At 62.3% G+C, this 265-nt stretch carries 1 protein-coding gene; it reads right to left on the bottom strand.

The window, feature by feature from the left end; all coding sequences use genetic code 11:
• On the bottom strand, nucleotides 1-211 hold a 211-nt coding region (locus RMT89_RS46340), incomplete at its 3' end, for an alpha/beta fold hydrolase (protein WP_399499020.1).
• Nucleotides 212-265: the final 54 nt, after the last annotated feature.

Here is a 265-nt window from a genome sequence, read left to right on the forward strand (position 1 = left end):
TGTCTGCGACCGTTTTTTCCTCGGAGTATTCGGACTGGTCGTCGGGATAGTCGCTCTGGCCGTGGCCGCGCATGTCCCAGATCACGAGCTTGTGCTTCTTGCTGAGGGACGCGATCTGCCCTTTCCACATCTGCGAGGTGGCAGAATAGCCGTGGGTGAGCAGGATCACCTGCCGCCCCCGAAGAGGCGGGCACATGGGAGGTTCGGGCATGCCAAAGCTCAATCGTGACGGCGTCCACCTGTACTACGAGGTCCACGGCGCCGC

The sequence above is a fragment of the Streptomyces sp. P17 genome (assembly GCF_032436805.1).
Classification (GTDB): domain Bacteria; phylum Actinomycetota; class Actinomycetes; order Streptomycetales; family Streptomycetaceae; genus Streptomyces.